Source organism: Paraburkholderia phenazinium (assembly GCF_900141745.1).
GTDB lineage: Bacteria > Pseudomonadota > Gammaproteobacteria > Burkholderiales > Burkholderiaceae > Paraburkholderia > Paraburkholderia phenazinium_B.
On the sequence record NZ_FSRM01000001.1, the window covers coordinates 215,203 to 236,373 of the forward strand.

Genomic DNA, 21,171 nt, shown 5'->3' on the forward strand with positions numbered 1-21,171 from the left:
CGGACACGGAAATTACTTCGGGCTGCTTCGCGTTACTTCGTATAACTCCCTATGTTGTCCTTCGTCACCACGGTGACCCCGGTATCGATGTCCTTGATGTCCTTATCCTGCCCTTGCACCTGGGCCACCAGATGCTCCACCGCAAGCCGCCCCATCGTCACCGGACGCTGCACCATGATCCCCTGAATGTAGCCTTCCTTCAGCCCCTTCAAGGTATCCGGCAGATCGTCGAACGCGAACACCTGCAGCTTGCCCTTCATCGCGCCGAATTCCTTCGTGTTGAGCACCTTCGCTACCGCCGGGCCGCCCACCTGGCTCACGCCGAAGATGCCTTTGAGTTGCGGATGCGCCCGCAGCGTCGTCTCTGTCACCGATACGCCTTTGGCGAGATCGTCCTCCGTGCCCTGCGTTTCGACGATCTTGATGCCAGGATATTTGACGAGTTCTTTTTTGATACCGGCAATGCGCTGGTTCAGGTTCACCGCGCCGAGCTGCCCGGTAATGATCGCAACCTCGCCTTGGCCGTTCAGCGCCTTCGCCATGGAGTCCGCCATGGTTGCGCCAGCCGATTCGTTGTTGGTACCGATATACATCGAGCGGCCGCTGTTCGGCGAATCGGAGTCGTACGTCAGCACCTTGATGCCGCTCTGTTCGGCCCGCTTCATCACACCTTCGACCGACTTCGGCTCGTTGACCGAAATCGCAATGCCGTCGACGTGCTTCGAAATCAGATCCTCGATGATCTGCACCTGGGTCGAGCCCTGGGTGTTTTGCGGCACGACCCATTGATAGCCGACGCCCGCCTTCTCGGCGGCCGCTTTCGCGCCGTTGTTGCAATCGTCGAAGAACGGCACGGCCACCTTCGGGATCACCGCCACCGTGATGTCCTTTGGATCCTTCGCCTGCGCGGCGCCGTATCCCATCATCAGTACAACTGCGGCCAGGCTGCCTGCCAGCAGGCGGGGCATAGCATTCGTGTTCATGACGTTGTCTCCTTGTTTTCTTGTGTTAGCGAAGTGATGCTTGTGACGAAAATCTCCGGTCTAGCGGCCTTTGCGCCGCACACGCCAGATATCGATGCTGACCGCGATCAGGATCACGCAGCCGGTGATGGCCTGCTGCGCGTAGGTATCGATGTTGAGCAGTACGACGCCATTGGTGATGATCCCGGCGAGCGCCGCGCCGATGATCGCGCCTTCGACGCTGCCCACGCCGCCCGAGAGACTCGCGCCGCCAATCGCGGCAGCCGCAATGACGTCGAGTTCAGCGCCGAAACCCGACGCCGGTTCCGCCGACACGAAACGCGAAAAGCTGACGACGCCCGCAAGTGCGGCGATCAAACCCGACAACGCGTAGACCGTGAACTTGACGCGGTGGGTGCGCACGCCGCTCAGCCGCGCCGCGACTTCGTTGCCGCCCGTCGCATAGACGTGACGGCCAAAGCGCGTACGCCGCATCAGGATGGAGAAGCACACGGTCAGCAGAAGCATGATCACGACGGGCACCGGCACGAAGCCGAAATAGCCCTGGCCGATGAACGTGAAGCTGTCGGGGACATCGGGCGTGAGCGGCACGCCTTTGGTGATGATGTACATCAGGCCGCGGCCGATGCTGAGCGTACCGAGCGTCGCGATAAACGGCGGCAACTGGATCCACGTGATCAGGACACCGTTGAACGCGCCGACAATCAATCCGGCGCACAAGCCCGCCAGCACCGCGGGCAGCGGTCCCCAACCGTGCTGGAAGGCGAGCGCGGTCATCAGCGACGACAGTCCCATCACCGAGCCGACCGACAGATCGATGCCACCGGTGATGATCACGAGCATCATTCCGATCGACATGATGCCGACCAGCGAAAACGAGCGGAACACCCCCATCAGATTGTTCGTCGTCAGGAAGTACGGAGAGAAAATACTGATGACGATGCCGACCAGGATCAGCACCGACAGGATGTTGAGCTCGCGGATTTTCAGCCAGTTGCGCATCGTATCCAGCACGCCGGCGTGCGCCGGCTCCCCTGTCTTGGTCGAGATGGCTCTCAAAGGGCGTCTCCATGCAGATCATTGCGGCCCGGCGGTTTTTACCCCGCGGCGTTTCGAGCACGACTACGCCTTGCTGCCAACGCGCCGCACCTTGGGACTGGCACCGATCATAGGATCAGAGCGCCACAGGAAACTGTGACGTACGTCATACATACGTATTGGGGTTCTCCCGAGGTGACTGGATGCGGCCCCGTGACTATGACGTTCGTCACAGAAACGCATGGCAGGAAACGTCTATGATGTTTTAACCCCCTGATTCACCTGAACCTGACAAGGAGCAAGGCAGATGACGAAGCGAGTGATTGTCACCGGCGGTAGCGGACTGGCCGGCAAGTGGGTGGTCGAAGACCTGGTCGCGCACGGTTATGAAGTGCTGAACCTCGACCGCGTGCCGATGGCAAAGCAAACCGCCCGCACCCTCATTACAGACCTGACCGACGCGGGCCAGGTGTTCAACGCGCTTGCCTCGAGCACGACCTCGAAGGAGTTCGACGACGACATCGAGCCGAAGCCGATCGACGCGATCGTGCACTTTGCGGCCATTCCGCGGATTCTCGTCACGACCGACAACGAGGTGTTCCGTATCAACGTGATGGCGACGTACAACGTGCTCGACGCGGCCTCGAAGTACGGCATCAAGAAGGTGATTCTCGCGTCGAGCGAAACGACCTATGGGGTGGTGTTCGCGCATCGTCACCGCGACCCGGCCTATTTCCCGCTGGATGAAGAGTATCCAGTCGATCCGATGGACAGCTACGCGACGTCGAAGGTCATCAACGAAGTGACCGGCAAGGCGTTTCATGCGCGCACCGGCGCGGACATTTACTGCTTCCGGATCGGCAATGTGCTCGATCCGGCCGACTATGCGAAATTCCCGACCTGGCTGAAGGATCCGATCCTCCGCAAGCGCATTGCGTGGAGCTATATCGACGGCCGCGATCTGGCTACGGCCTGCCGCCTCGGCATCGAGAAGGATGGTCTGGGCTTCGAGGTGATGAACGTCGCCGCGGATGATGTGTCTTCAGATCTGCCGACTGCGGAACTGCTCAAACGCTTCTATCCGGACGTGCCGGTGAAAAAGCAGCTCGGCGAGTTCGAAACGCTGTTGAGCAATGAAAAGCTGAAGCGCCTGCTTGGGTGGAAGCAGCAGTATCGCTGGAGGGAACAGCCGGGCGCCAAATAGCCTGACTCAGGTCCACGCACGACTGGCCACGGGGATCGCGCCCGCGGCCAGTCATCCGCCATACCTGCGCGTCCACGCGTGCACATTCCCCCCTCAGTGCGCCGTCACCGCACGCTCCGCGTCACGCAAACCTCGCCCTCTTATCCGGCGGATTCCGCCAGGACACGCCCTGCACGCCCGCGCCCCCCGCCCCGAAGTACAATGACACCTCTCCCGCCGTGCGCGCTCTCATGCCGAAAGCTTCGATCGTAAGGATCGACCGACGCTCACGCCGCACTGGCCGGAAACCAGCGGCACCGAATTCCCATCCACCCACGACCGCCCGCCCTCTGTGCGGCCGGCGGCGTCAACGCCTACTGCAAGCAAAATGGCCCAATACGTCTTCACCATGAACCGGGTCGGCAAGATCGTGCCGCCCAAGCGTCAAATCCTGAAAGACATCTCCCTGTCATTCTTCCCCGGCGCGAAAATCGGTCTGCTCGGCCTGAACGGCTCGGGCAAGTCGACGCTGATCCGCATCATGGCGGGCGTCGACAAGGACATCGAAGGCGAAGCCACGCCGATGCCCAACCTGAACATCGGCTACCTGCCGCAGGAACCGCAACTCGATCCGCAAAAGACGGTGCGTGAAGCGGTCGAAGAAGGCCTTGGCGAAGTGTTCGGCGCGCAGAAGAAGCTCGACGAGATCTACGCCGCATACGCCGAGCCGGACGCGGATTTCGACGCGCTCGCCGCCGAGCAGGCCAAGTACGAAGCGATCCTCGCCACCGCGGATGGCAGCGCCGAGCAGCAGATCGAAATCGCCGCGGATGCACTGCGTCTGCCGGCATGGGACGCGAAAATCGAACATCTGTCGGGCGGTGAAAAGCGCCGCGTCGCGCTGTGCAAGCTGCTGCTCGAAAAACCGGACATGCTGCTGCTCGACGAACCGACCAACCACCTGGACGCCGAATCGGTCGACTGGCTCGAGCAGTTCCTGACACGCTTCCCGGGGACAGTGGTCGCCGTGACCCACGATCGCTACTTCCTCGACAACGCCGCCGAGTGGATTCTCGAACTCGACCGCGGCCACGGCATTCCTTGGAAGGGCAATTACAGCAGTTGGCTCGATCAGAAGGAAGAGCGCCTGAAGCAGGAAGAAGCGTCGGAATCGGCACGCCAGAAGGCAATCAAGAAGGAACTGGAGTGGGTGCGCCAGAACCCGAAGGGCCGTCAGGCGAAGTCGAAGGCACGTATCGCCCGCTTCGAGGAACTGAACAGCCAGGACTACCAGAAGCGCAACGAAACCTCGGAAATCTTCATCCCGGTCGGCGACCGTCTCGGCAATGAAGTGATCGAGTTCAAGAATGTGTCGAAGGCCTACGGCGATCGTCTGCTGCTCGACAACGTCAGCTTCAAGATTCCGGCGGGGGCGATCGTCGGCATCATCGGGCCGAACGGCGCCGGCAAGTCGACGCTGTTCCGCATGCTGACGGGCAAGGAACAGCCGGATTCGGGCGAGATCGTGCAAGGGCCGACGGTCAAGCTTGCCTACGTGGATCAAAGCCGCGATGCGCTCGACGGTTCGAAGACGGTGTTCGCAGAGATTTCCGGCGGCGCCGACGTGCTGACGGTCGGCAAGTATGAAACGCCGTCGCGGGCCTACATTGGCCGCTTCAACTTCAAGGGCGGCGACCAGCAGAAGATCGTCTCCAACCTTTCGGGCGGTGAGCGCGGCCGTCTGCATCTGGCCAAGACGCTGATCGCGGGCGGCAACGTCCTGCTGCTGGATGAACCGTCGAACGACCTCGATGTCGAAACGCTGCGCGCTCTCGAAGACGCCCTGCTCGAATTCGCCGGCTCCGTGATGGTGATCTCGCACGATCGCTGGTTCCTCGACCGCATCGCGACGCATATCCTGGCATTCGAAGGCGATTCGCAGGTGACGTTCTTCGACGGCAACTACCAGGAATACGAAGCGGACAAGCGCAACCGTCTGGGTGAGGAAGCCGCCCGGCCGAAGCGTCTGCGCTATAAGCCGATCGCGCGTTAAGACGTTCGCCGCATACGTCCCGGTTATCGGCCAGGCCGTGCATTGCACGGTTTGTGCCCGGTAACCGGCGGGCGGCGCGGCATGAGGTTTGCTCACCTTTAAACGGCCAGCCGCGCGTCGCGCGACCACGAGGAGGCAAGCATGGCGATGTCGACTGCAAGACGTGTGGCCATTGCCGTCGCCGGTATCGTTCTGGTGCTGCTCGTTATCGCCCTGGGCGGTTTTTATTTCGCGCAATACGAAGTCAAACAGCGGATCATCTCCGTGCTCGGACCGCTCGGCAGCGCGGATAGCATCGATGTGGGTCTGACCTCCGTACGCCTGACCAACGTCCGCCTCAAGGGGCCGCCAGGCTGGCCCGCGCCCGACTCGCTGCGGGCCGACCAGATCACGATCGTTCCCGACGTCCGTGAACTGCTCCAGAAGCGGGTACATATCCGCTCGGCGGTCGTGACCGGCTTCGACCTTTCGGTTGTGCGCAAAGCAGATGGCACGTTGCAACTGTTACCCAATCTCAAGGAATCGATGAGCCGGCCGGATACCGGCGCGAGCGTCGGCGACGTGTCCGTACAGCAGGAGAAACTCATCGATCACATCGCCTTCCAGCAAGGCACATTCGAGTTCTACGATTTGACCGTCAGCAAGCCGGCCTATAAGGTGGCCGTCACCAACGCGAGCGCCACCGTCGATCACCTGCATCTGCCCGCGCTTACGGAGCCGACGAACGTCGCGGTGAATGGATCGATCGTCGGTCCGGCGCACACCGGCACGGTCTCGTTCGGCGGCTGGATCAAGATCGCCAGCAAGGATTCGCAGACCACCAGCACGCTGCGCGGCGTCGATGTGGCCATGCTCGATCCGTATCTGCTCAAGAAGGCCGGCGCCAAGACCCAGATTGCCGGGGGCACGGTCGACCTGACGGTGGAGTCCACGGTCGCGAGCTATCATCTGCATGCGCCGGGCACGATCACCCTGCACCACCTGCAACTGGCCGACAACGGCAACCCGCTCGACACCTTCCTGTCGATTCCCACCAAGGCCGCGGTCGCGGCGTTGAAGACGCGCAACGGTGACATCACCGTGCATTTCGTGCTGGACGGCAACTTGCGCGATCCGAAATTCTCGGTGAACGAAAATCTGCTGACCAAGCTGGGTACTGGCTTCGCACAGGCGATGGGCGTCAGCGTCGAAGGGGTGGCGAAAGGTGCAGGCGACACCGTCAAAGGTTTGGGCAACGCATTGAAGAACCTGCTTGGGCAGTAAGCCGTAAAGTCCATAGACTCGACAATCAAGGAGACGCCATGCCAGCACCCACCGCTGCCGCCGACGCGATGACGCCGTATCAGCTCCCCAACCCGCCCGAGGCGCTGCGCGAGATCGTGGTCGAATCGGCTATACCTCAAGACGAGCGCCTGTGGGTACCGCAAGCCGATAACGTGTGGTTCCGGCCGCTGTGCCTGAACGTCTCCACCGGCTACTGGATGAATCTGCTGCGCGTGCGCAAGTCGGGGGTGTTGAGCCGTCACCGTCATCCGGCCGCCGTGCACGGATTTGTGCTCAAAGGCAAATGGCGCTATCTCGAACACGACTGGATCGCCACCGAAGGCAGCTACGTCTTCGAGCCGCCGGGCGAAACCCATACGCTGTATGTCCCCGAAGACGTCGAGGAAATGATCACCTACTTCCAGGTGAACGGCGTGATGTACTACTGCGACCCGTACGGCAATTTCACCGGGTACGAAGACGTTTTCACCAAGCTGGAGATGTGCCGCGCACACTTCGAGAAAGTCGGGCTCGGCGCGAGTTATGTGGACCAGTTCGTGAGGTAGCGCAGGCCTTCAGGGCCTCAGGCAGTTGCAGCATTCCGTCCATAGACGCTCAAGGTCATTTCAAAAAAGAGCATAGGAGGAGACACAAACCATGCAGGCAAAAACACCGCGCTTACGGCGCATCCAATGGGTCGCAGTGACGTTTCTGACGCTCGCGGGCCTCGTCAATTATCTCGACCGCAGCACGCTGTCGATCGCCAATCACTCGGTGAGCGGCGAACTGGGGCTCTCCGCCTCGCAGATGGGTCTGCTGCTGTCCGCATTCTCGTTCTCGTACGCGTTCGCGCAATTGCCGATGGGCGCGCTGCTCGATCGCTTCGGCGCGCGGCTGATGCTGGGCGTCGGCATGTTCGTCTGGTCGGTGGCGCAGTTCTTCGGCGGCCTTGTGCAGACCTTGCAGCAGTTCCTGATTGCGCGGATCTGCCTCGGCATTGGCGAAGCGCCGCAGTTTCCCGCGGGCGCGAAAGTCGTCAGCGAATGGTACGCGCTACGCGAGCGCGGTCGACCCACCGGTATTTTTACCACCTCATCGACGATCGGCCCGGGCCTCGCACCGCCCATTCTCACCGGCCTGCTGCTCGCGTTCGGCTGGCGCTGGATGTTCGTCGTGATGGGCGTGATGGGCATTGTGGTGTCGATCAGCTGGTACATCGTGTATCGCAATCGCGGCGAAATCACGCTCAATGCGGACGAGGTCACGCACCTGACCGAGGAGGAGCCGCAGATGCGCGCCGAGCGCCGCATGACGGGGGCCGAATGGCGCGGGCTGTTTGCGTCGCGCACCACATGGGGCATGATCTTCGGCTTCATGGGCGTGATCTACATGGTGTGGCTGTATCTGACCTGGCTGCCTGCGTATCTCGAACACGAACGGCATCTGTCGATTGCGAAGACTGGCTGGATCGTGTCGATTCCGTATCTGTTCGGCACGCTTGGCATGCTGTCGAGCGGGTTCGTCGCCGATGGACTGATGGCGCATGGCGTCGCGCCGATCCGCAGCCGCAAGTGGCCAATCTGCACCGGGCTGATTTTCGCGGCCGTGTTCACGGTGCCGGCGGCCTATACGCCAAATACCACGCTTGCCATCGTCTATCTGTGTCTCGCGATGTACTTCATCAACATGGCGAGCGGCGGCGCCTGGGCGCTCGTCAGCGTGGCCGCGCCGCGGCACCTGGTGGCGTCGCTCGGCAGCATCCAGAACTTCGGCGGTTATTTCGGCGGGTCGTTTGCGCCGTTCATTACGGGCGTGGTGGTCGATCAGACCCATTCGTTCGTCGATGCGTTTCTGATCAGCGCGGGTGTGTCGTTCGCGGCTGCGCTCGTCTACATGTTCGTGGTGCGCGCGCCAATTGCCGAGCGCGCCGATACCGCGGCGGCGGCTACGCTCGCATGAGCGCGTCTCCTGAAACCTTCCCCCACTCGGAGAAGCATCGGCCATGACGTTTCAGCAGGATCTTTTTCAAGGCAAAACCGCGGTGGTGACGGGTGGCACGCAAGGCATCGGGGCGGGAATCGCGCGCCAGCTCGCCGCGCTTGGCGCTCGCGTGATTGCAGCGGGGCTCGCGCCAACGGATGCGCAGCGTAACGCCCTCGGAGCCGACATCGAAGTGGCCGCACTCGACGTCGGCTCGAACGACGAGGTCGCCGCGCTGTTCGCGCCACTCGCCTCGCTCGACATCCTGGTGAACTGCGCGGGGATGATCCGCCGTGTCGAGGAGCATCAGCTCGACGTATTCGAACAGGTCATCAATGTGAACCTGACGGGGACGATGCGCGCCTGCTCGGCGGCACGCGCTCTGCTGGGCAAAAGCCGCGGCACGATCGTCAACACGGCGTCAATGCTGAGCTTTTTTGGCGGCGGTCTGGTGCCGGCATATAGCGCGAGCAAAGGCGGTGTCGCGCAATTGACCAAGTCGCTCGCGCTGGCGTACGCGCAGGACGGGATTCGCGTGAACGCAGTCGCGCCCGGCTGGATCGCAACACCGCTCACGCAGGCGCTACAGGACGACGAAGGCCGCTCGCAGGCGATTCTGGAGCGTACGCCGCTCGGGCGCTGGGGCGAGCCGGAGGACGTGGCGCAAGCGGTGGTGTTCTTGTGCTCGCCCGCAGCGGCGTTTATCACCGGCACGATCGTGCCGGTCGACGGCGGGTATCTGGTGGCGTAAGCGGCGGCCGATATCAGGCGAGCGCCAGCGCCCTAACGGGCGCCGCCTGGGTTAGACCGGCAAACCGAGCTCGCGCAGCTTCGCTTCTGTCTGCGCTGCAGACGTGTGATGGATGGCGTTCCAGCCGAGCGCAGTCGCGGCCGCGACGTTCCTCGTGACATCGTCGATAAACACCAGTTCCTGCGCTTCGATGCCGGGCAGTTGAACCTCGATGCGCCGCTGCATTTCAGCAAAGATCGCCGGATCAGGCTTGACCATTTTGACGCGGCCGGACACCACGACGTCGCGGAAGCGCCGTAGCACCGGGAAGTTCTCCCACGCATACGGAAACGTCTCGTCGGACCAGTTGGTGAGACCGAACAGCGGCACGCCCGCTGCATCGAGCTTGTCGAGGACCGTCACGGTGTCCTCGAGCACGCCGCGGATCATCTCGTGCCAGCGCTCGTAGAACGCGCGGATCAGCGGCTCGTGATCGGGAAACTGCGCGATCAGTTCGGCCGTGCCGTCCGCGATCGTCTGACCGCCATCCTGACGAAGGATCCACTCCATCGAACAGACATGCGTCAGAAACCAGCGGCGCTCGGTCTCGTCCGGGATCAGTTCGCCAAACAGATATTCAGGGCTCCAGTCGATCAGCACGCCGCCGAAGTCGAACACCACCGCCTTGATGCTCATGCGAACTCCGTGGCAAGAACGTCGGCGAGCGGGCGAACCGAGACGCGGTTGCCCTGCAGTGAGGAATGCTCCCACACGCGGTTGTAGTGCGCGACGATCTGTTCGGGCGTGAGCTGTGAAGTCCGCTGGGTGGTGTGAAGATCGGAGACGACTGTCGTCCGGTAGCCGAGCAAGGCAGCGCGGCGCGCGCCGGTGTCGATGCAAAACTCGGTGGCGTAACCGCAGATCACCAGACGGTCGATGCCGAGCCGGTCCAGGTGCGCTTTAAGCGGAGTCTCGTGAAACGAATCGCCAACCGATTTCCTGATGAGTGTGTCGCCGCCGGTGCGCACGAGGCCGGCTGGCAGTTGCCAGCCCTCGCTGCCGTACTCGACTTCCTCGTCGCCCTCTTCATCGTGCTGGACGATGAAGACCGGCGCGCCCGCTGCGCGCGCCGCCGCCGTCAGACGGTTGATGCCGTCGATCACCTCAGCGCCGCGATACGCGGCGTTCGTGCCGGAGAAGAACGCATATTGCACATCGATCACCACTACTGCCACGCCCGTCATCTGTAGCACTCCTCGTAATCGAATCGAACCGCAACGGCGCGCGACGCGCTATCTCCCGCAAGTCGCCTAGACGGCCTGCGTTCGCGTCTCCAGCCACGCCTTCGCTTCGCCCGACACATGCGGCGAAATCCGCGTGCGCACCATCTCGTGATACGCGTTCAGCCATGCACGCTCGTCCTCGCGCAGCATCGACAGGTCGAAGCAGCGCGTATCGATCGGACACAGCGTCAGCGTCTCGAACTTGAGGAAATCGCCGAACTCGGTTTTCTCGGCCGCGCGGTTCAGCACGAGGTTCTCGATCCGCACGCCCCACTTGCCCGGCCGGTAAATACCCGGTTCGACCGAGGTGATCATGCCCTCTTCCATTGCCGTGAACGGTTCGGCCGGCGCGTAGTGCGAAATGATCTGCGGGCCTTCGTGCACGTTCAGGAAGTAGCCGACACCATGCCCGGTACCGTGACCGTAATCGGCCCCGGCTTCCCAGATCGGCGCGCGCGCGATCGAGTCGAGCATCGGCGAGCGGATGCCGCGCGGAAACCGCGCCCGCGACAGCGCCATCATCCCCTTCAGCACCACCGTGCAATCGCGTCGCTGCGCGTCGCTCAGCGTGCCGACCGGCACGACCCGCGTGATATCCGTCGTGCCCGTCAGATACTGGGCGCCCGAGTCGATCAGCAGCAGGCCGTTGCCTTCGATGGTCGAATGCGACGCCGCGCTCGCGCGATAGTGCGGCATCGCGCCATTGGCGTTGAAGCCGGCGATGGTCGCAAAGCTCAGCGAAATGAAATCCGGACGACGGGCACGAGCGGCCGTCAGACGTTCGTCCACGGTCAGCTCGGTGATCGTTTCGCGACCCTGCGCGCCTTCGAACCAGGCGAAGAATTCGGTGAGCGCCGCGCCGTCCTGCTCCATCGTCGCGCGTACGTGCTCGGCATCCGCCTCGGTCTTGCGCGATTTAAGGAAGGTGGACGGATTCACTGCCTCGACGATGTTCACCGTCGTCGGCACCGACTGCAGCAGGCCATACGTGATCCGGCGCGGATCGATCAGCAGGCTCGCGCCGCCAGGCAACCCCGCGAGGGCTGCGGCGGCCTTGCCATACGATTCGACATGGATGCCGTCGCGCGCCAGCGCTTCAGCCAGCGCCCGCGGCACCTTGCCGTCGGCCACGAACAGCGAGACGCGGTCCAGTCCGATCAGCGCATGCGCAACGAATACCGGGTTGTAGCTGACGTCGGCGCCGCGCAGGTTGAACAGCCACGCGAGATCGTCGAGCGTCGAAATGAAGTGCCATTGCGCGCCCTTGTCCTGCATCGCACGGCGAATCTGGTCGAGTTTCTCGGAACGGGCCACGGTGGCGTGCGGCGCGGTGTGCTCGAACACCTTTTCGGTGGGCAGCGCCGGCCGCTGGAGCCAGATGGCATCGAACAGATCGACGTCGGTGCGCAGCTTTACGCCGTACGCGCTCAGCGCGTGCGTCAGCGAGCGTGCGGCGGCCAGCCCCAGCACCGCACCGTCGACACCGACGGTCGCGCCAGCCGGCAGGTTTTGCGCCATCCATTCGAAGTGCGGCTGCGACTGCTGGCCGCCGAACATCTTCATCAACTCGACGCCGGTGCCGGCCAGTTGCGCTTCGGCCTGCTCCCAATAACGGCTATCGGTCCACAAGCCGGCAAAGCTGTCTGTCACGACCAGCGTGCCGGCCGAGCCGGTGAAACCCGATAGCCATTGGCGACCCTGCCAGCGTCCCGGCAGATACTCGGACAGGTGAGGATCGGCAGACGGAACCAGATAGGCCGCGAGGCCCTCGCGCGTCATCGCGCCACGCAGGTGGGCGATCCGCTCGGGAACGGAAGAGGTTTCGGGAAGTCGGGCATTCATCAGATTCACCTGCAAAGTTCAGCGACGGGAGAACAAGCCGACCGTCACGGCAACGGCAATCAACGCAACAGCCGTACACACCGGCCATTCGAGCGTATCACCATCATGGAAGAGACCAGTCACGTTGCCGGCCAGGCTGGCGAACACTGCGCCCAGCACACCCATCAGCAACGCCACCCAGATACGTGCCCGGCTCGCGCGCCGCAGCGGATGGAACCACCAGCCCGCAAGGCCGACGGCCACGCCCAGCAACACGATACCAGGCCAACCCATCAGTAGGGGACCTCACTCACTTTCGGACTCTTCCCATATGCGCAAAGCGTTCGGACAGCTAGCATTTTTCTCTCGTTAATTATAAAGGTCAGCACGGCGCTTCCCGCATAGCGGTCGAGTTTAGGGGCCGGGGTCACATTTAGGCAAGCCGAAAGGAATGCCGCCCACGCCCGCCACGCTGAAATCGCGTTCTATGCGAATCGCTCTCATCGAGCCTGACCCGCGCCACGCGGAACTGGTCGACCGGCTGATTTTCGCCGGCGGCCACGGCTGCCAACACTTCATCGCCAGCGAGCCGTTCCTGGTGCACGCGGCCAGCCAGTTCTTCGATCTCCTGTTGACCGATAGTTGGGCAGGCGACCGCTCTGCCGAAGATGTCATCCCTCGGGCGCGCAGCGTTCTGCCGGGCTTGCCGGTCATCATGCTGATGTCGGCGCCGCGCGAAAGTGAGATTGTCGCAGCACTTCATGCCGGCGCCGACGATTGTCTGGTTAAACCGGTACGTGGGCCGGAAATGCTAGCCCGTGTCGAGGCGCTGCTGCGACGCGCCGGACTGCGCCGTCCGCCCAACCGCCGGCTCGATGTGTTCGGCGGTTATGCATTCGACGCCGCGCACTTTACCGTTACATTCCTTGAACAGACAGTGGCACTAACCCCCAAGGAATTCCGTTTCGCGCTTCTACTGTTTATTAATGTGTCGCGGCCGGTGTCGCGTGTGCACATTCTCGAAACAGTCTGGGGCCGCCGGCGTGACGTAAGATCGCGTACGCTCGACACGCACGCGTCGCGGGTGCGCACCAAACTGCAGTTGCGGCCTGAGCATGGCTATTTGCTGACCCCGCTCTACGGCTATGGTTACCAGCTCGACGCAGTCCCGCCGGAACGCGCCGTGGGAGCCTGAAGCGGCCGTAGAACTGAAAGAAATGCGAAAACGCTATAATATTGGGCTAAACCATAGTCCCGCACATGCAGCTTCTAACGATCGGAATCAATCACCACACCGCGCCCGTCGCCTTGCGCGAACGCGTGGCGTTTCCGCTCGAACAGATCAAACCTGCATTGGCAACCTTCAAGGACATCTGGCTCGGCCCCGCCGCCCGGAGCGCGCCTGAAGCAGCCATTCTCTCCACCTGCAACCGCACCGAGCTCTATTGCGCGACCGACGATCATGCGGTCCGCGAGGCGGCTATCCAGTGGTTTTCGCAGTATCACAAGCTGCCGGTCAGTGAACTGGCGCCGCACGTGTACGCGCTGCCGCAGTCGGAAGCCGTGCGTCACGCGTTCCGGGTCGCGTCGGGGCTCGATTCGATGGTGCTGGGCGAGACGCAGATCGTCGGGCAAATGAAGGACGCCGTGCGCACGGCTTCGGAAGCCGGCGCCCTGGGCACCTATCTGAACCAGTTGTTCCAGCGCACCTTCGCGGTGGCGAAGGAAGTCCGCAGCACCACCGAAATCGGGGCGCAATCGGTTTCGATGGCGGCAGCAGCCGTGCGGCTCGCGCAGCGCATCTTCGACAAGGTGTCGAACCAGCGCGTGCTGTTCATCGGCGCGGGAGAAATGATCGAGCTGTGCGCGACGCACTTCGCGGCCCAGCAGCCGCGCGAGCTGGTGGTGGCGAACCGCACCGCGGAGCGCGGCACGCGACTCGCCGAGCGCTTCAACGGCCGGGCGATCCCGCTATCTGAACTGCCCACGCGGATGCACGAGTTCGACATCATCGTCTCGTGTACTGCTTCCACGTTGCCGATCATCGGTCTGGGCGCGGTCGAGCGCGCGGTGAAAGCGCGCCGCCACCGGCCTATTTTCATGGTCGACCTGGCGGTGCCGCGTGACATCGAGCCGGAAGTCGGCAAGCTTCAGGACGTGTTCCTCTACACCGTCGACGATCTCGGCGCCATCGTGCGTGAAGGCAACGCCTCGCGTCAGGCGGCGGTCGCACAGGCCGAAGCGATCATCGAAACCCGGGTGCAGAATTTCATGCAGTGGCTCGACGCGCGCAGCATCGTGCCGGTGATCCGTCATATGCATACGCAGGCGGATCTGCTGCGCCGGGCCGAAGTCGAACGCGCGCAAAAGGCGCTCGCGCGCGGCGAGGATCCGGCTGCCGTGATCGAGGCGCTGTCGCAGGCGCTGACCAACAAGCTGATCCATGGTCCGACGCACGCACTCAATCGCGCCAGCAGCGAGAATCGCGATAAGCTCATCGAACTGATGGGCGGTTTCTACAAACATTCCGGCTCTTCGGAACGTTAGCGGCGCTGCCGCTGCGCGCCGCCTCGCCATGTGAGTTCGCTTAGGCAGGCCGGCGCCAACCTCCAGGGCTTGCGCCCGCCTCCCCAGTTACGCCATCCTTTCCGGAGCCCGCTCCGTACCGTCCGATGAAAACGAGCATGCAAAGCAAGCTCGACCAGCTCACCACCCGGCTGGCCGAACTGAACGATCTGTTGAGCCGCGAGGACGTCACCTCGAATCTCGACCAATACCGCAAGCTGACGCGTGAACACGCCGAGCTCGGGCCGGTGGTCGAGCACTACGCGCTGTGGCGCCAGGCCAGCAACGACGCAATCACCGCGCAGGAACTGCTGGCGGACGCGGGAATGCGCGATTTCGCCGAAGAAGAGATCCGCGCGGCCCGCGAGCGGATGGAGCAACTCGGCGCCGAGCTGCAGAAAATGCTGCTGCCGAAAGACCCCAACGACGATCGCAATATCTTCCTCGAAATCCGCGCCGGCACGGGCGGCGACGAGTCTGCGCTGTTCGCGGGTGATCTGCTGCGGATGTATCTGCGCTTCGCCGAACGCAACCGTTGGCAGGTCGAAATGATGTCGGCCAGCGAATCGGATCTGGGCGGCTACAAGGAAGTGATCGTGCGGATCGCCGGGGAAGCGGCGTATTCGAAGCTCAAGTTCGAGTCTGGCGGCCATCGCGTGCAGCGCGTGCCGGCGACTGAAACCCAAGGGCGAATCCACACTTCGGCATGTACGGTCGCGGTGATGCCGGAAGCGGATGAGATCGGCGAAGTGGAGATCAATCCAGCCGATCTGCGTATCGATACGTTCCGCGCGTCGGGTGCCGGCGGTCAGCACATCAACAAGACCGATTCGGCCGTGCGGGTGACCCACCTGCCGACCGGCATCGTCGTGGAGTGCCAGGACGATCGCTCGCAGCACAAGAACAAGGATCGCGCGCTGAAGGTGCTTGCCGCTCGTATCAAGGACAAGCAGTATCACGAGCAGCACGCCAAGGAAGCCGCGACCCGCAAGAGTCTGATCGGCTCGGGCGACCGCTCGGAGCGCATCCGTACCTACAACTTCCCCCAGGGGCGTCTCACCGATCACCGTATCAACCTGACACTGTACCGCCTCGAGTCGATCATGGACGGCGATCTCGACGAACTGATCGCCGCGCTGGTCAGCGAGCATCAGGCTGAGTTGCTGGCGTCGCTCGGCGATGCGGACTAAGCGCATTGGCTGGAGGCGAAACCACCGCCATGCCCATGAATAACGTCGCCGGCCTGCTGCGCACCTCGGCCCTGCCGCCGCTCGAAGCGCGGATCCTGCTCGGGCACGCGCTCGGCTGGCGCCGCACCGAGTTGATCATGCGCAGCGACGAGCCGCTCGACGCCGAACCCGTGGCGCGTTTTCAGGCACTAGAGGCACGGCGTGTCGCCGGTGAACCGGTGGCGCAACTGATCGGCGCGCGCGAATTCTTCGGGCTCGATTTCGAAGTGACGCCGGATGTGCTGATCCCGCGGCCGGAAACCGAATTGCTGGTCGAAACCGCGCTGGCGGCGCTGGACGGGATCGCGCGGCCGCGTGTGCTCGATCTCGGCACGGGCACCGGCGCGATCGCAGTCGCCATCGCCTCGGTCAGGCCCGATGCGCAGGTCTGGGCCGTCGACCGTTCAGGTGAAGCGTTGGTCGTCGCCGCTCGCAATGCCGCCCGGCTGCTGGACGCGGCGCGCCCCGGCGGCCCTGTGCAGCTAGTGCGCAGCGACTGGTACGGCGCGCTCGAGCGCGCGCTGCGCTTTGACGTGATCGTTAGTAATCCACCGTATATTGCCAGCGGCGACCCGCATCTGACGGAAGGCGACTTGCGCTTCGAACCGCGCGGTGCCTTGACCGATGAGGCGGACGGCCTCAGCGCGATCCGCGCCATCATCGCCGGCGCGCCCACTCGCTTCGACGAACAACGCGGCGGGGTGCTTTGGCTCGAACACGGCTACGATCAGGCCGCAGCCGTGCGCATGCTGCTGGTTCAAGCCGGTTTCGCAGCCGTGCGCTCGGAATGCGATCTTGCCGGGATCGAACGCATCAGCGGCGGCGAGTGGCAAGCGGGCGTATAAACGAAGATCGCGCGAGATCCGCGCCGACACCGCCGTCAGCCCGTCGCAACGAAATCCGCTATCATTTCAATCTATCTCCACCACATTCCGGAACCGCAAGGTCAGCCATGGATACGCAACAACGCATCAAGCAAATCGTCGACGACAACGCCGTCGTGCTCTTCATGAAGGGCACCGCGCAGTTTCCGATGTGCGGCTTTTCGGGCCGCGCCATCCAGATCCTGAAGGCCTGCGGCGTCGACGCGCCCAAGACCGTCAACGTCCTCGAGGACGACGAAGTGCGCCAGGGCATCAAGGAATTCTCCAACTGGCCGACCATTCCCCAGCTCTACGTGAAGGGCGAGTTCATCGGCGGCTCGGACATCATGATGGAGATGTATCAGAACGGCGAACTGCAGCAGCTGTTTGCTGCAGCCTGATCGTCGCCTGCCGTTTCAGAAGCTGAACCTCAGGTGCCGCCAGCCATGGAAACACGCGCTGCGGCGCCTCGCCGGCTGATCGTCGCGATCACCGGCGCGACCGGCGCCGTCTACGGCATCCGGTTGCTTGAAACGCTGCGCAGGTTGGGCGGCGTGGAATCCCATCTGCTGATTTCCAGCGCCGGCTGGCTTAATATCCAGCACGAACTCCAGTTAAGCAAAGAAGACGTGCATCCGCTGGCGGATGTCGTCCATTCGGTGCGCGATGTGGGTGCGAGCATTGCATCCGGCTCGTTCTCGACCGACGGCATGATCGTTGCGCCCTGCTCCATGAAGACGCTGGCAAGCATCGCCCACGGTCTCTCGGACAACCTGATCACCCGCGCCGCCGACGTTACGCTCAAGGAACGACGCCGCCTCGTGCTGATGGTGCGCGAAACGCCGCTAAACCTCGCGCATCTGCGCAATATGACCGCCGTCACCGAAATGGGCGGCGTGATCTTTCCGCCGCTGCCGGCCTTCTATAACCAGCCTGCTTCGATCGACGAGATGGTCGATCACACGGTAGCGCGCGTGCTGGATCTTTTTGCGCTGGGGCCATCGCTCTCACCCGCTTGGGCGGGGCTGCGCAACTCGCCGGCGAAATAGTTCACCTGCGGTGCGGCTTGCGGGAAGCACGCCGATTGACAACCCGCGCGACGCAATCAAATCCGGATTGACCCGTTTATCAAACGGGAGTGCGGCCTTATATTGGTAGCAACCCAACTTACGAGCCGCAGTTGCTGCGGACTTCGCTGCCATGAACCGTATGCCGTCGCTTTTCCTGTCCCACGGCGCGCCAACGTTGCCGATCGACCCTTCGATGCCGTCTGCCGAGTTCGGCACGCTGTCGGCCCAGTTGCCTCGTCCGGAGGCCATCCTGATGCTGTCGGCCCACTGGGGCACCGCTCAACCGCTGGCGAGCACCGCTGAGCATCCAGAGACAATCCACGATTTCTACGGCTTTCCGCGTCAGTTATACGAGATCCAGTACCCCGCGCCGGGCGCGCCGGATATCGCACGACGCGCCGCCGCGCTGCTCAATGAACACGGCCTGCTCGCCGATACGCAGCTGCACGGCCTCGATCACGGTGCCTGGGTACCGATGCTGCTGATGTTTCCGAACGCCGACGTCCCGGTGGCGCAGTTGTCGATCCAGCCGCACATGGACGCCACCCACCACTTCCGACTCGGCCGCGCGCTGCGGGCGCTGAGGGACGAGGGCGTGATGGTGACCGGCTCCGGCCAGATCACGCACAATCTGCGCGCCGCCGATTTCTCCGCGCGCCCGGAAGACGCTGATCCGCGCGTGACCGAATTCACCGACTGGTTCGAAACGAAGCTGGCCGGGCACGATATCGACGCGCTGCTCGACTATCGCCGCCAGGCACCGCACGCCGCGTACATGCACCCAACCGACGAGCACCTGTTGCCGGTATTCGCTGCGCTCGGCGCGGCAGACGACGACTACACGCTCGCCATCCAGTCGCTCGGGACGTTCCAGAAGTCGCTGGCGATGACGAACTACGTGTTCGGCACGGCGTAAGCGTCAATGCGGCACGGCGTAAGCGTCGATGCGCCGCGCCGGCCACGCCGAATAGTAAAAGCCCGTCAGAGGAGACTCAGCTATCCGGACTACAACGGTGTCGGGCTTTTGGGCTAATTAGCGCTGAGACCCGCGTCCTAGAGGGATTGCGGGTCTTTTTCTTGTCGGCAATATCGGGCTGGGCGACCGCCGTTCGACGCAAATTGCCTCGCAATCAATGGCTTGCTGTGCATCAGATCCAAGACAATTGCTTCCTTAAAATGAAGCAATTATGAGAAATTTGATGCCATATAGTGAAGCGTATCGGCACCCCGTGCTTTCGCATGGCCAAGGCCCGTATAGGCTTTCAATGCGCCTAAAAAAGCGAGCCTCCGAAGAGGCTCGCAGTAATCGCCAACCAAGCCTGCCCGTTCGCCAACACCTCTGTGGTACGGGCAGGAAACTCAGGCGACTTTTTTGTCCCGAAACCCCGGAGCCAGCAATACAGCCGCGGCATCCGGGCCAGGATCAGGCAGCGCGGACGATCAATGCGCGCCCATCCCTTCGAGCACTTCGTCGTGGACGTCGCGCTCATCAAGGTAGTCGGTGCGATAACCGGTGTGCACGCCCCAGTAATAGAAAATCAGCGCGAAAACGATCACCGTCAGCATGTCCCAGCCATACGGCAGAACGTCGTGACCGCCAAACTGCTTGCTGCCGATCAGCGAAAGCACCGCCATCACCGGCAGGTACGCCACCAGCCACCATGCCGCCTTCAGATCGCGCTCGTAGCCGCTGAAGCCTGACTTCGCCTGGAAGTAGAAGTACACCGGCAGAGCGACGATCATCAGCAGGATGATTTCGCCGGTCAGCGGCCACTTCGCCCAGTACAGCACCAGCGATGCGCAAACGAACGCAAACGGCGCAATGATCTTCATGCCCGGGATATGCAGCGGACGATCCAGATCCGTCGCCGCGCGGCGCAGTGCCATCAGACTGATCGGGCCCGTCAGGTACGAAATCACGGTCGCAACCGAAATCACTGCCGCGAGCGAACTCCAGCCGCGGAAGAAGAACAGGAAGATGAACGAAACCAGCAGGTTGAACCACATCGCCTGACGCGGCACGCCGTAGATAGGGTGCACGTTGCCGAACATCTTCGGCATCGTGTTGTTGCGCTCCATGGCGTAGATCATGCGGCTCGTGGTCGCCATATAGGTCGTACCTGTGCCGCTCGGGCTGACGAACGCATCGACGTACAGCAGGAACGCCAGCCAGTTGAGGTTTAGTGCAAGCGCCAGTTCAGCGAAAGGCGACGCGAAGCTGAAGTGGCTCCAGCCCTTCATCACGTCAGCCGGGTTCACTGCACCGATATAGGCAATCTGCAGCAGCACATAGATCACCAGTGCCAGCAGGATCGAACCGATCACCGCGAACGGCACGCTCTTCGCCGGGTTGCGCGCTTCACCCGCGAGGTTGATCGGGCTCTGGAAGCCGTTGAACGCGAACACGATACCGCTCGTCGCCACCGCCGTGAACACTGCCGACCAGCCATACGGCGCAAACGTGCTCGCCTCGCCGAAGTTCTCATGATGGAAACCTGCCGCCATCAGACCAGCGATCGTTGCCGCCGGAATCACGAACTTGAAGATCGTGATTGTCGTATTAGCGCGTGCAAACAGCTTCACGCCCCAATAATTGAGCATGAAATAGATAATCACGAGGATCGCGGAGAGCAATAACCCATTCGTGGTTAATGACCCATTCACGAACAATGCATGAGCCCATGGATATGGCCATGTGCTCATGTATTGAATCGACGCTTCGGCTTCGATTGGAATCACCGACACGATCGCGATCCAGTTAGCCCATGCGCTAACAAAACCGACCAGCGCGCCGTGCGAATAGCGCGCGTAACGCACCATGCCGCCCGACTCCGGGAACATCGCGCCGAGTTCAGCATAGGTGAGTGCGATCGCCAGAATCACCACCGCGCCGATTATCCAGGCGCAGATCGCTGCGGGGCCTGCAATTTTTGCCGCCTTCCACGCACCGAACAGCCAGCCCGATCCGATGATCGAGCCCAGGCCGGTCAGCATCAGCGCGAACGGGCCAATGTTCCGTTGAATAGAACTTTTCACGTCTTCTCCTATTGTCGACCAGAGTTGGCGCTGAAGCGCCTACTCTGGCCCCATGCGAATGCGGTCAGGTCAAA

The 21,171-nt window shown here is 62.7% G+C and carries 20 protein-coding genes; 13 read left to right on the plus strand and 7 right to left on the minus strand.

The features are described 5' to 3' along the window. Window positions 1-32 precede the first annotated feature (32 nt). Both BUS06_RS01025 and BUS06_RS01030 read right to left on the minus strand, forming a co-directional pair. Window positions 33-926: a sugar-binding protein gene (locus BUS06_RS01025; RefSeq protein WP_254368882.1), complete on the minus strand. Its 894-nt coding sequence runs from the start codon at window positions 924-926 to the stop codon at window positions 33-35. 117 nt (window positions 927-1,043) lie between these two features. Beyond that, window positions 1,044-1,985: an ABC transporter permease gene (locus tag BUS06_RS01030; protein WP_074265848.1), complete on the minus strand. Its 942-nt coding sequence runs from the start codon at window positions 1,983-1,985 to the stop codon at window positions 1,044-1,046. A 343-nt stretch (window positions 1,986-2,328) separates the two neighbouring features. Between BUS06_RS01030 and BUS06_RS01035 the strand changes: the two genes are divergently transcribed. From BUS06_RS01035 to BUS06_RS01060, 6 genes are all read left to right on the plus strand, one after another. Beyond that, entirely contained in the window at window positions 2,329-3,225 is an 897-nt protein-coding gene (locus BUS06_RS01035; protein WP_074262599.1) for an NAD-dependent epimerase/dehydratase family protein, read from the plus strand. Window positions 3,226-3,592: 367 nt separating this feature from the next. Further along, window positions 3,593-5,257 (plus strand): energy-dependent translational throttle protein EttA, encoded by a 1,665-nt coding sequence (ettA, locus tag BUS06_RS01040; RefSeq protein WP_074262600.1) that lies wholly within the window; start codon window positions 3,593-3,595, stop codon window positions 5,255-5,257. A gap of 141 nt (window positions 5,258-5,398) precedes the next feature. Beyond that, on the plus strand, window positions 5,399-6,520 hold the full coding sequence (locus tag BUS06_RS01045) for a DUF748 domain-containing protein (RefSeq protein WP_074262601.1): 1,122 nt from the start codon (window positions 5,399-5,401) through the stop codon (window positions 6,518-6,520). Window positions 6,521-6,558: 38 nt separating this feature from the next. Beyond that, window positions 6,559-7,086: a 2,4'-dihydroxyacetophenone dioxygenase family protein gene (locus tag BUS06_RS01050; RefSeq protein WP_074262602.1), complete on the plus strand. Its 528-nt coding sequence runs from the start codon at window positions 6,559-6,561 to the stop codon at window positions 7,084-7,086. A 91-nt stretch (window positions 7,087-7,177) separates the two neighbouring features. Further along, window positions 7,178-8,479: an MFS transporter gene (locus tag BUS06_RS01055; protein WP_074262603.1), complete on the plus strand. Its 1,302-nt coding sequence runs from the start codon at window positions 7,178-7,180 to the stop codon at window positions 8,477-8,479. A gap of 43 nt (window positions 8,480-8,522) precedes the next feature. Further along, window positions 8,523-9,251: an SDR family NAD(P)-dependent oxidoreductase gene (locus BUS06_RS01060; protein ID WP_074262604.1), complete on the plus strand. Its 729-nt coding sequence runs from the start codon at window positions 8,523-8,525 to the stop codon at window positions 9,249-9,251. Window positions 9,252-9,302: 51 nt separating this feature from the next. On the opposite strand, the gene BUS06_RS01065 is transcribed toward BUS06_RS01060, so the two are convergent. The 4 genes from BUS06_RS01065 to BUS06_RS01080 all read right to left on the minus strand — a co-directional run bounded on the left by BUS06_RS01065 (window position 9,303) and on the right by BUS06_RS01080 (window position 12,628). Beyond that, window positions 9,303-9,926 carry an HAD family hydrolase gene (locus BUS06_RS01065; protein ID WP_074262605.1) on the minus strand — a complete coding sequence of 208 codons (624 nt, stop codon included), beginning with the start codon at window positions 9,924-9,926 and terminating at the stop codon, window positions 9,303-9,305. Next, a complete protein-coding gene (locus BUS06_RS01070; RefSeq protein WP_074262606.1) occupies window positions 9,923-10,474 on the minus strand; it encodes an isochorismatase family protein in 552 nt (183 codons plus the stop codon). Before BUS06_RS01070 ends, BUS06_RS01065 begins: the two co-directional genes overlap by 4 nt. A gap of 66 nt (window positions 10,475-10,540) precedes the next feature. Next, complete coding sequence (locus BUS06_RS01075; RefSeq protein WP_074265849.1) at window positions 10,541-12,355, minus strand: aminopeptidase P family protein; 1,815 nt, start codon at window positions 12,353-12,355, stop codon at window positions 10,541-10,543. Window positions 12,356-12,373: 18 nt separating this feature from the next. Next, window positions 12,374-12,628 carry a hypothetical protein gene (locus tag BUS06_RS01080; protein WP_074262607.1) on the minus strand — a complete coding sequence of 85 codons (255 nt, stop codon included), beginning with the start codon at window positions 12,626-12,628 and terminating at the stop codon, window positions 12,374-12,376. 193 nt (window positions 12,629-12,821) lie between these two features. Between BUS06_RS01080 and BUS06_RS01085 the strand changes: the two genes are divergently transcribed. The 7 genes from BUS06_RS01085 to BUS06_RS01115 all read left to right on the plus strand — a co-directional run bounded on the left by BUS06_RS01085 (window position 12,822) and on the right by BUS06_RS01115 (window position 18,977). Next, entirely contained in the window at window positions 12,822-13,529 is a 708-nt protein-coding gene (locus BUS06_RS01085; RefSeq protein WP_074265850.1) for a response regulator transcription factor, read from the plus strand. Window positions 13,530-13,594: 65 nt separating this feature from the next. Next, window positions 13,595-14,881: a glutamyl-tRNA reductase gene (hemA, locus tag BUS06_RS01090; protein ID WP_074262608.1), complete on the plus strand. Its 1,287-nt coding sequence runs from the start codon at window positions 13,595-13,597 to the stop codon at window positions 14,879-14,881. 125 nt (window positions 14,882-15,006) lie between these two features. Next, a complete protein-coding gene (gene prfA / locus BUS06_RS01095) occupies window positions 15,007-16,089 on the plus strand; it encodes a peptide chain release factor 1 (RefSeq protein WP_074262609.1) in 1,083 nt (360 codons plus the stop codon). Between the two features lie 29 nt (window positions 16,090-16,118). Then, window positions 16,119-16,973, plus strand: a complete 855-nt coding sequence (prmC, locus tag BUS06_RS01100; RefSeq protein WP_074262610.1) for a peptide chain release factor N(5)-glutamine methyltransferase — start codon at window positions 16,119-16,121, stop codon at window positions 16,971-16,973. 107 nt (window positions 16,974-17,080) lie between these two features. Next, entirely contained in the window at window positions 17,081-17,392 is a 312-nt protein-coding gene (gene grxD / locus BUS06_RS01105) for a Grx4 family monothiol glutaredoxin (RefSeq protein WP_074262611.1), read from the plus strand. 45 nt (window positions 17,393-17,437) lie between these two features. Then, a complete protein-coding gene (locus BUS06_RS01110; protein ID WP_074262612.1) occupies window positions 17,438-18,040 on the plus strand; it encodes a UbiX family flavin prenyltransferase in 603 nt (200 codons plus the stop codon). Between the two features lie 151 nt (window positions 18,041-18,191). Then, window positions 18,192-18,977, plus strand: coding sequence for a DODA-type extradiol aromatic ring-opening family dioxygenase (locus BUS06_RS01115; protein ID WP_074262613.1), 786 nt, complete (start codon window positions 18,192-18,194; stop codon window positions 18,975-18,977). Between the two features lie 524 nt (window positions 18,978-19,501). Here BUS06_RS01115 and BUS06_RS01120 read toward each other — a convergent pair. After that, complete coding sequence (locus BUS06_RS01120) at window positions 19,502-21,097, minus strand: APC family permease (RefSeq protein WP_074262614.1); 1,596 nt, start codon at window positions 21,095-21,097, stop codon at window positions 19,502-19,504. Between the last annotated feature and the right edge of the window lie 74 nt (window positions 21,098-21,171).